General features: G+C 70.0%; 10 protein-coding genes. 1 reads left to right on the plus strand and 9 read right to left on the minus strand.

Annotated features, from left to right (window positions below):
* Positions 1–161: 161 nt before the first annotated feature.
* The gene (locus tag DQW06_RS22555) at positions 162–707 is read right to left on the minus strand and encodes a hypothetical protein (RefSeq protein WP_117199261.1); all 546 of its coding nucleotides are present in this window, start codon (positions 705–707) and stop codon (positions 162–164) included.
* Positions 707–937, minus strand: coding sequence for a hypothetical protein (locus tag DQW06_RS22560; RefSeq protein ID WP_232833121.1), 231 nt, complete (start codon positions 935–937; stop codon positions 707–709). The genes DQW06_RS22555 and DQW06_RS22560 overlap by 1 nt, the downstream gene beginning before the upstream one ends.
* Before the next feature lie 549 nt (positions 938–1,486).
* Here DQW06_RS22560 and DQW06_RS29000 point away from each other — a divergent pair.
* Entirely contained in the window at positions 1,487–1,642 is a 156-nt protein-coding gene (locus DQW06_RS29000) for a hypothetical protein (protein WP_157983568.1), read from the plus strand.
* Positions 1,643–1,695: 53 nt separating this feature from the next.
* Here the strand turns inward: DQW06_RS29000 and DQW06_RS22565 are convergent, their stop codons facing one another.
* The 7 genes from DQW06_RS22565 to DQW06_RS22595 all read right to left on the minus strand — a co-directional run.
* Positions 1,696–1,959, minus strand: coding sequence for a hypothetical protein (locus tag DQW06_RS22565; RefSeq protein ID WP_117199262.1), 264 nt, complete (start codon positions 1,957–1,959; stop codon positions 1,696–1,698).
* Positions 1,960–1,973: 14 nt separating this feature from the next.
* A complete protein-coding gene (locus tag DQW06_RS22570; RefSeq protein WP_157983569.1) occupies positions 1,974–2,855 on the minus strand; it encodes a peptidoglycan-binding domain-containing protein in 882 nt (293 codons plus the stop codon).
* 57 nt (positions 2,856–2,912) lie between these two features.
* Positions 2,913–3,227, minus strand: a complete 315-nt coding sequence (locus DQW06_RS22575) for a hypothetical protein (protein ID WP_117199264.1) — start codon at positions 3,225–3,227, stop codon at positions 2,913–2,915.
* A 131-nt stretch (positions 3,228–3,358) separates the two neighbouring features.
* Complete coding sequence (locus DQW06_RS22580; protein WP_117199265.1) at positions 3,359–5,608, minus strand: hypothetical protein; 2,250 nt, start codon at positions 5,606–5,608, stop codon at positions 3,359–3,361.
* On the minus strand, positions 5,595–7,274 hold the full coding sequence (locus DQW06_RS22585; RefSeq protein ID WP_117199266.1) for a hypothetical protein: 1,680 nt from the start codon (positions 7,272–7,274) through the stop codon (positions 5,595–5,597). Before DQW06_RS22585 ends, DQW06_RS22580 begins: the two co-directional genes overlap by 14 nt.
* Positions 7,275–7,286: 12 nt before the next feature.
* Positions 7,287–7,643 carry a hypothetical protein gene (locus DQW06_RS22590; protein WP_117199267.1) on the minus strand — a complete coding sequence of 119 codons (357 nt, stop codon included), beginning with the start codon at positions 7,641–7,643 and terminating at the stop codon, positions 7,287–7,289.
* A 10-nt stretch (positions 7,644–7,653) separates the two neighbouring features.
* Positions 7,654–9,866 (minus strand): hypothetical protein (locus DQW06_RS22595; protein ID WP_198662520.1); only part of this gene is annotated, 2,213 nt, incomplete at its 5' end.

Raw genomic sequence — 9,866 nt, forward strand, 5'->3', positions numbered from 1 at the left:
GAGTTCCGTCCCGGGCGCGCGGGCTCCAGACGGCCACCCGCGCGTAGGGGGCGCGCGCGGTGGCCAGCGGGACCGCAGGGGGAAGAAGATGTGCAACTGCGGTCCCGCCTACACGAAAGGGCGCCCCGCCTCTCCCGAGCGGGAGAGGCGGGGCCGTTCACTCAGACGTTCTCCTCCCCGGAAGGAAGCGAAAGCTGCTGCGGTCCTCCACCTACCTCACCCTCCAACGCCCTCCAGGACGCAGCCCAGCGCTGGAAGTCCGCAGAGGTACCCTCCAGCGACACGACGAAGGCGTTCAGCAGAGAGAACGTGGGCAGCTTGTTGGCCTTGAGCGCCTCACAGAAGCGAGACGAAGACCTGACCCCTACACGGTCCGCCATCTCCCGATACGACGGATTCCCTGCCCACCGCCGGTACCGGCGCATGGTGTCCACAAACTCCGCGACGGTTTTCGCCTTCAGCGGGTCCGGCTTCAGAGGGTCGCCCGGCAGGTCCTCGGGGATCTCGGGCACGAAGCGCGCTGGCAGGAAGGCCCTCTCTTCGGCCGACCAGGCATAGGTCTTGCCGTCGGGTCGGGGCGAGTTCTGGATAAGGGTGACGGGGACTTCGCCCCACAGGTTGCCGTCTCGGTCCATGCGGATGTTGCGCGGCGCCACATGGGCTTGGACTACATACCAAGGCCCCTGACGGGGGATACGCCGATCCATCAGCGCACCTCCCGCAAAACAGCCCGGTTCGCGATGTCCACGGCGGCTCCGATCAAGGCGGTGGCCAGCAGCAGGGCGGTCGCGAGCTCCTGGCCCTGATAGTGCAGTACGAAGGCGATGACGACCACGGCCACCACGATGAGGACACGGCTGGACTTGGAGTCCAAGAAAAGAAAAGCGGTCACGAGGGACCTTTCATGAAGGAATTTCATCATCGGCGTGATGGTCACCTAACCCCTCCTTGGTGCATGAGTGCGGCGAGTACTTGGAGACGCCTCATGCAGGTAGGGACGTGACTGACGGGCCGATGGGAGCAAAGTACATCAAGACTCTCCCTGTTCACACTGATCTTTTTGGATTATGTCCATGTCTGGGTGTTATAGGGAGCCAAGTCACTAGAGACCGGAAGGTGCCAAGGTGGGAGCTGGGGTGTTCTCGTGTGTTCGAAAACGTTCGGAAACGTTCTTTCGGTAACTGGTATCGTTCGATGCCTTTTGAATCAGGCTCAGTGGGTACAGATGGGTCTGGGGCAAGGACGTGCAGAAGCACTATTTTCGGTCGCACATTTACCCGAGATAGGGCATGATGCGATTGGTGAGGGACTCGGCTGGATGACGGCGCGTGCGGGACTGGAGACCTCGCACCGTCGGTGACGGGCCCCTCGGCACAAGGGTCGCCTCTGCCGCTGTGCAGAGGCGACCCTTTCCATCTGTCCGTGACTTAAGGTGATGTCCTTTAGCTATGGGTGACGATTCCTGTGGCGGGGTACACCCTCGGGAGTGGAACCCGCTGATGGCGAAGTCACCGACGGAGAAGCTACTGACGACGAACAGTGGCTCGCTTCCCTGCCTCCCGGCTACCGAGCTCTGGTCACCATGATGCTCAACCGGCTCATCGACGCCGAGAACGACAGCACACGGTGGCCGCGAACATAAGAAGAGCGCCCCGCTCCACCGTGACGGTGGAGCGGGGCGTCCGCGCGCCGAGGCTACGCGGGGCGGGACTGGCGGCCCTCCCACCAGCGCCACAGGTACGCGGCCACCGGCGGCACGAGCGCCTGCACCAGCGCGGCCACGGTGACAGCCTCCCCAGCGGAGAGCAGGTCGGTCAGCACGCTGGTGACCACCAAGAGCAGGCCGGCCACGCCGGAGCCGATCGCGGTCTGGCCGAGCGTCCGCCAGCCGCGCGAGCGGGCGTCCTGGTGAACCTCGGCGCGGCTGCCCGGGGTCGGGGAAGAAGCGGCGTGCGTCATGATGATGTCTCCGTTCAGGTGATGGGAGCGGTCCACAGCACGGGCCAGGTGGCCGCGCCGGTCAGGCCGTCGGCGACGAGTCCCTTCTCCCGCTGGAAGAGGCGGACCGTCTCGGCCGTGTTGGGCCCGTACCGGGCGTCGATGGTGATCGCCCACCCGCGGTCGGCCAGCCGCTGCTGGATCGCGCGGACGTGCGGCCGGTCGGACGCCCAGTGGTAGCCAGAGTGGTTACGGGGGTCGCTGTGCGGCGGCCCGAACCAGTGCCCCCGCTGGAGCGGGAACGCGTAGGGCGGCGCCTCACCGGGACGCGCCGGGCGCGGCGCCGAGGAACCCCCGCCGGAGGAGTCTCCGGAGCCGCCTCCGCTGGCGCCGGGGGTGAGCTTGCCCGCGCGGAGCAGCCGGTACAGCGGCTCACCCGGGCACGACGTGGCGTAGCCGTCGCGGTGGCCACGGATCTCGTTGCCGTGGCCACGGTCGCGGACGTACTCGGCGGCCTCCCGGGAGGCGGCGACCTGGTCCTCGGTGGGCTCGGTGTGGCCGCTGCTGCCGACCAGGATCAGGATCGCCTGGTGCTGGGAGTTGAGCCCCGGCCCGTTGGCGGCGGGCAGTTTGCCGATGCCCCGCCACTCGTGCAGCAGGTACCGGCCGCGGCTGTCCTTGTGGCCGCACACGCAGCCGTTGTAGCCGCCCCAGGTCCACCCCTGGGCGAGGTGGCCGTCCACGAACCCGCGCATCCTGCGCAGGCACTCGTCGTGGTCGGTGACGACCTTCGTGGACAGGGGGCCGCCGGTGTAGTGGAACTTCACGCCGCGGGTGCGGCCGACGTTGGCGAACGCAGAGTCTCGGATCTGTCGGTGCGCCCAGTCCTCGCGTGGGACCAGGACGATGTTGGCCATGGGTGGATGCCTCCAGGCATGCGAAAGCCCCGGCATGAAACCGGGGCGTGGTTTAGGTCAGGTGGTCAGCGTGATGATCACGGTGGTCAACGTGCCGACCAGGATGCCGATGCCGGTCACGACCAGGGCGACGATGCTGATCGTGCGACGGCTCCGCGCGTCCATGTCCTCCCGGGTTACGGCGGCCCTCTCGACCTCATCGAGCCGGGTGTCGAGCGTGGCGAGCTGGGCGGCATGCTGGTCGGCCCGCTTGTCCTGCTGCTCCAGGCGCTCGATGATCACGTCCAGGCGCCCATTCGCTGCGGTCAGCCCGACTTCGACCACGCGCCGCACGTCAGCCAGGGTCGTGCCTCCCTCCTCCGTAGGGCTCATCCGTCTTCCACCACTCCAGCTCCCGGGTCGGGAACCTCCACTTTGTTCCCTTCCGGTGGCGTCCACTGCGGGTGGGAAGGGTCGGTGATGCTCTCCTCGGGCACGATCTCGGCGTGCTCCACGTAGGCCTCCTATCCGGGCAGCGGCTCGGCCACGGCCGGGTCCAGTGCGGGTTCAGTGGTCAGCCCGGCGTCTTCGGGCAGCGCAGGCCTGGACAGCGGGCGCACGTCCAGCGTCATCTGCACCGACGTGCCGGAGCCGCGGACGGCGTACCCGAGCACGCGGTACAGGCCGTCGATCCGCGTGCCGGCGCGGTCCACGATCCGGATGACGTCGCCCAGCTGAATCCGTGGGTCGGGCAGGATCTCTACGGCGCCCGTGAGCGGCACGGGCCAGGCCGTCCATGCCACCAAGGCGAGGCCGAGCTGGTCGGCCCAGACCCCGTTCTGCACCCACGGGCTGGCGCCGATCTCCAAGAGCTGGGTGCCGTACCGGCTGATGCTCGCCAGGTTCTGGCGGCCGATCGGCTGGGCGCGGGGGGTGTCGATCTCCGCGTGCGCCAGGCGCAGGGACGGTGCCCCCAGGTCCGCTCCGGACAGGGCGGCGTAGGCGACGCTTGCACCCCTGTTGTGGTAGGTCAGCTCCGGGTACCCCGATGTCCAGGTCAGCTCGACCTCCACTGGGGCGCGGGCCCCGCTGGCGGTCACGAACTTCACCAGGCTCCCCGGGTGGCCGACGGGCTTCGTGTTGCCCGCGAAGGTCATCGGGCAGCGCAGGCTCCAGGGGCGCCCCTGGAGGTCGAAGCGCAGCGGCGTCGTCACCACACCAGAGCCCACGACGGTCGCGGTCGTGAAGTCGTACAGCTGGTCTTGGGTGCTGCCCCTTCTCTCGTGTGGGCTGTACCCGACCTCGATGCGGTTGCGGACCGAGTCGATCTCCTCTGTGACGGAGAGGTCGGCGATATCGCGAGCTGCGGTCACCGTCAAGTCCGGGTCGGGAAGGAGCGCACTGCCCGGGGTGAGGTAGTCGTAGCGGCGAAAGCGTAGGACGCCGTCCTCGTCGAACCACACGAATCCCATCTGGTCGGAGGCGATCTGTTTGATCAGGTCCCACCAGGTGCCGCTGACATCGGGCAGGGCGTCGAGCCGGTAGTACATCGAGCCGGTTCCGCCGGGGCCGATGATGTCGATGACGGCACCGCGCCGCCACGCCTGCACCACCTCGATCGTGCCGCTCACAGGGGCGACGCCCACGCACTCCATCGGACCCGTGCCCGTGACGGTGACGGTGTCCAGCACGCCCCAGACCGGCGACGATCCGGAGTAGGTGGTGGGCGTGGAGTACAGCGCCCCGCTGGGCTGGTACAGCCACCCTCGGACGGTAACCGGGGAGGAAGTGGTCGTCAGCCCGATCAAGAAGGCCACCTTGAAGCGTCCGCTCTGGTTGGCGCTGGCGGGCACGGTCCACGCCAGAGACCCGTTGTTGACCTGGGCGCGCAGCTGCCGGGTGGCGGGATCGTAGGAGACGGTGACCGCGGTTTCCTGGCGGCCCGCCTCCTGGGTGGGGCGGTCGGCGAAGACCAGCTGCACCTGCGAGGTGGGGTTGTCGCCCGTGTCGCGCCGGTAGATCCACCACTCCACCATCAAGCTGTTGGCCTGACTCAGCACGCGCTTCTGCGGGGCGTAGGTCGCGCTCCACTCGCTGTACTCGTTGGGGCCGTCCTCGTTGACCGACGGGCCTGCGGTCCACGGTGACCGGGACGGGTAGTAGCGGCCGAGCTGGCCGGTAGAGACGAGCATGCCCAGGTTGGCCTGCCTGCCCCCGTTCAGGCTGGCGAAGAAGACCGATCCCTCACGAGCAGGCGGGCTGGCGTAGATCCCCGACATCCTCAGTGCGTGGTCCACCACCCACTGGGTGTACAGGTACCCACCATCCCATTCGACCCCGGGCGGCAGCCACGCCCGGCCGCGCATCAGCTCGGAGGCGTCCAGCGCGGTCACGTCGGCGGTACCGGTGCGGGCAGTGGCGGACACCCGGCGGATTCGCCCTCGCAGGGCCTGCATTCGCTCCTCCGCGAGCCCCCACTCCAGTACGCAGCTCTGCCCGGGGCGGGCGATGTCGGCGGTGGCACGGGGCGCCCACGGGCTGTACCGGGCGGCGGCGGTCTGCTCACCGGTCCCAGCCAGAGTGACCTGTGCCTCCGCAGCGGAGGACCCAGTAGGCGTGGCGACCTGGGCGGGCAGGGACGTGTCGGATCCGCGGTCCACGGACCAGGAGGTGACCTCGGAGGTGACATCGTGGCCGCCGAGACGCACCTGCACGTCGTAGGTGCGCTGCCCGGCCTCAAGCGCAGCAACGAGTTCGGAGCTACCGGACCGCAAGCGACCTCACCTCCTGGAGCTGTAGGGACAGGGTGCGGTGTGGCAGGGCCGGGGTGTCGACCAGGCCGACCGCGGCGTAGACCGGCGCCCCGTTGCCCAACGGCCGGGCGCCCTCCTCGGGCGGGGCGTAGGACAGGGACGCTTCGCCGATCAGGCGCAGCCCGGACAGGGGCGAGGTGAACACCAGGTGCGGGGTGACGGTGACGGCACCAGCGGGCGCGTCCGCCTCGCACGTCCCGCTGCCGGGCAGTCCGGCCGCTGAGGAGATGACGGCCCCGGTCCAGTCGCGGAAGGTCAGCCACAGCCGCCCAGCGCTGGCGGCCGCGCCGCCGGTGGTGTCGGCGCGCAGGTAGGCGGGCCAGCCCGGCATGATCGGCCATCCGCGCGTGCCGTAGTAGGGGTGCAACCAGGTCAGGTCATCGCCCGCCTGGACGTTCTGGACGCAGGCGTGACGCACTCCTGCCACCAGGCCCACCGCAACGACCCCGGAACCGTCGATGCGGTACAGGTCCTCGGTCGCTGCCGGGGTCGCCCCGGCGAGCGGCCGCCCCCTGCTCTGCTCCGGCGCGAGTAAGTTCGCCGCGTCGGGGTCGATGACCGCGATGGCGGAGTCGGCGCGCGCATGCAGCAGCGCCAGCTCGGTCAGGGCGTCGGCGTCCGCTGGGGTGAGCCGGTCCCACGTCAGGGACGTCGCGCGCGGCGCCCACCGGGCCCGGGACGCGGTGACCTGTCCGTGCAGGGACACATGGGTGGACACGCCCAGGGCAGGGATGCGCTCCCACGCGCCCCGCTCGTCCATGCGGTGCAGCATCCCGAGCGGGCCCAGCCACATGTCCTCCACCGGCGGGGCGGTGGCCACGGTGGGACCGGCCATGCCGTCGGCAGTGCCACGCAGGACCAGGCGGCCGTCGCCAGGTCCCTGCTGGGCTGGCCATCCGTCGGCGGTGCCTCGGATGGCCAGGCGTCCGATGGCGGGGGCGTACCCGGATGCCCATTCGTCAGCAGTGCCTCGGATGAGGAGGCGGCCGTCGCCCGCGCCGGTCTCGGACGGGGGTTGGGGGACGGGCCCGATCCATTCGCCCCCGGCGATGGCTATCTCGTCCACGTAGGCGGGTGGATACCCAAATCCTCCGGCCAGCAGGTCCAGCGTGTCGAGAGGGGCGGCATCGAGGATGGTCGCGCTGGACCAGTCCGGCGCTCCTGTGCTGTGCGGGTCGGTCCACCAGACGCGGATGCTGAACGAAGTTCCGTCGCTGGTGGCAGCCTCGATCCGGATGGGGCGATCTGACAGGTTCGCACTGTGCTCGGTGACGTCCTGGCCGCCGATCTCGTAGGTCGCGAACTCCGGATCGAACTGCCACAGGTAGGTGCCGCCCAGGTAGCCGTAGCAGTAGCCGATGGTCTCCGTGGACCGGTAGAGGTACAGGCGCAGCGACCACGGGCTGGTGGGCGGCACGGTAACGGTCATGCCGCCCTCGCCGTTGTCCGCCCCGGTGCCGTCAGCGGTTCCCAGGCGCACGGACGCACGGCCGTGCGCGGTCCAGGTCAGGGAGTAGTCGACCGATCCCGACACTGCTGAGATGGGGTCACCGTAGCCGGAGGAATTGCTGACGGTGACGGGGACGCCGGGTAGGCCGTCGAAGGTGTTCTGCCAGATGATGGCCACGTCGCCCCCCTTCTATGCGGTGACGAAGTTCTCCGCGTGCAGGCGCAGCGGGCTGATCGTGTACGTGCCGTCGGCGGGGTATTCGACCTTGGTGTCCAGCTCGATGCCGCCCACCCACGCGCCGGTGCTGTCCCAGAGCCCGCACCAGCGCACCCAGTTCCCGCCGGGCACGTCGAATTCGGGTTCGGCGGTGGCGGTGACGATGCCGGACGCGGGTGTACCCCAGGTGACCGGCTGGCGGGTGGTGCCCACGATCTCGTTGGATCCGGTCCCGTCCGGCTCGGCGCTGTGCAGGGACACCTCGACGGCTGCCGCGGCGGCGGCCTGCACGGCCGGGTCGCGTGCCAGGACACTGAAGCTCGACGCCATACTGCTCTCCTTACCTTCGCGCCAGCTGGCGCTCTCCGCGCGCGGTCGCCCGCGCGATCTCCTGGCTGTCGACCTGGACGACGATGTCCTGGTCGCGTAGTTCCCGAAGTGCCTCCAGCACCCGGGCCATGCGCGTCTCCTCGGCCTCCGACATCTGGCTCGCGCTGAAGTCGAAGTCGCTGTCGCGCAGGTTGGGGCCCATGACCGCGGCCCCGGCGACGCTGCTGGTGGCGTCCGCGACGATGCGCCGTCCGCGCTCCAGGCCGTCAGCGATCATCTGGGCGATGGTCTCGCCCGCCTGGTCCGGCGGGTACTGCCTCAGGGGGCCGACCTTGGCCGGGCTGAACGGCAGGTACGCGCGGATCGTGGACGCCAGGCCCGACACCTGTGCCCGTAGGAACGGCATGCGCGACGCGATGCCGTTCATCAGGCCCGAGACGACGTTGCGGCCCGCCTGGTAGAGCAGGTTGCCCAGGTGGCCGACTGCGACCTGGATCGCGTAGGGGATCCGGGAGGCGACGGTCACCAGGTTCTGGAGGCGGGTGCGGCCGCCGGACACCATCCGGGAGAACGCACTCAAGACCAGGGTGGCTGTGGCGTTCGCTGCCACCGACAGGTAGCGGCGGATGCCGTCCGCGCGTGCGAACGCCCCGCGGCTGAAGTCGCCGATCTCGCTGCCGATTTCGCGTAGGGCGTCGCGGGCCCGCTGGCTCATCTCGGCCGACCACAGCACGAACGTGGTCGCCAGCTCGATCCACCAGGCGGCGAGCCGCACCGCCCACTCGATCAGCAGACCGATGGCGCCGATGATCACGGTGATCTCGGGCTCCAGGTCGGAGAGCACGTCCGCCCAGGCCGTCATCTGCTCGGAGATGTTGACGATCATCGGAGGTAGCAGCTCCAGCACTGGCAGCAGCGCCTCCACCAGCGGCGGGATCAGCGGAGCCAGCGCCTCCACCAAATCGCCGAAACTCTCACTGAGCTGGGGCAAAACGGGCGCGAGGTTCTCGGCCAGTTCGGTAGCGATCAGCGCCAGGCCCGGAGCGACCGCGATCAGCGCCTCGGCGAGCGCCCCGGCCAGAACCCCGGCGAGCTGGCCGAGCACCGGCAGCAGCGGCGACAGAGCGATGAGGATCGCGGACAGAGCCCCGCCCATCTCCTCCAGGGCGCCGGACTCCACCAGGGCGTCCACGGCCAGGCCCAAGCCCTGGAGGATCGACATCAGACCGGGCTCCAGCTCGGCCAGAGCGGGCACCAGGCCGTCGATCGCGCGGGTCAAGATCGGACCGAAGGCGGTGGCGAGCCGCCCGACGGTGGGCGCCAGGGTGCCGATCCCACTGGCCAGGGAGGTGAGCACGGGGCCGAGGGCCTCACCGACGTCGGCCAGGCCCTCGAAGACGCCCTCAAGGGCAGCGCCGCCCTCGGCCGTGTTGAAGAAGTCATCGAGAGCGCCCGTCAGGCGCTCGATCGTGGCCAGCAGCCCGCCGTCCCCGGCGGCGCTGAAGATCGACCCGACGATCCCGCCCACGTTCTCGGCGATGTCGCCCAGCTCGGTGAAGATGTCGACCGCGTTCTCGATCCACTCCGCGGCTCGCCCGGACTCGGCGGCGGACGCGGCCCACCGTGCGAAGCCCTCGGCGGCATCGGAGGCGGCAGCGGCGGCCTGCTCGATGTAGGGGAGCCCAACGACGCCCAGGTCGCGGAGCCCGGAGAGCAGACCGGGCAGCACACCCGAGGCGTGCTGCACCGATCGGGCGGTGGAGGCGAACAGCCGGTCCACAGCGGTCAGGGTGCGGGCCTGGCCGACGAACGCAGCCAGGTCGGCAGCGCCCTCGCCCAGAGCCATAGACACCCGGGTCATGCCGCGCCCGAGCACGGGCAGCAGCCGCTCGCCGAGTTCGCGGGCGGGCTCCACCAGGGGCCGGAAGAACCCCTCCTGGACCTGGGAGCGCAGACGGGCCAGGCCAGGCGCCAGGTCAGCCACCGACTGTACGACGGCGCGCGCGGCCGGGGAGAGGTCCTCCATCGCCTCGGACAGCGCCTCGGTATCACCAGTGATCGCGGCGCCGAGCGCTTCACCAACCCCCGACAGCGCTACCGCGAGCGGCCCCAGAGCGGCCGCTGCGGTTCCGGCGGCGGCCGGGAGGGCGGCCAGGATCCCGACGGCGGGGGCGAGTGCGGTGCCGAGCTGGAGGACCGGCACCACTGCGGCGGCGGCGCCGG

Origin of the sequence: Nocardiopsis sp. TNDT3, from assembly GCF_003427465.1 — a bacterium.
Taxonomy (GTDB): Bacteria; Actinomycetota; Actinomycetes; order Streptosporangiales; family Streptosporangiaceae; genus Nocardiopsis; species Nocardiopsis dassonvillei.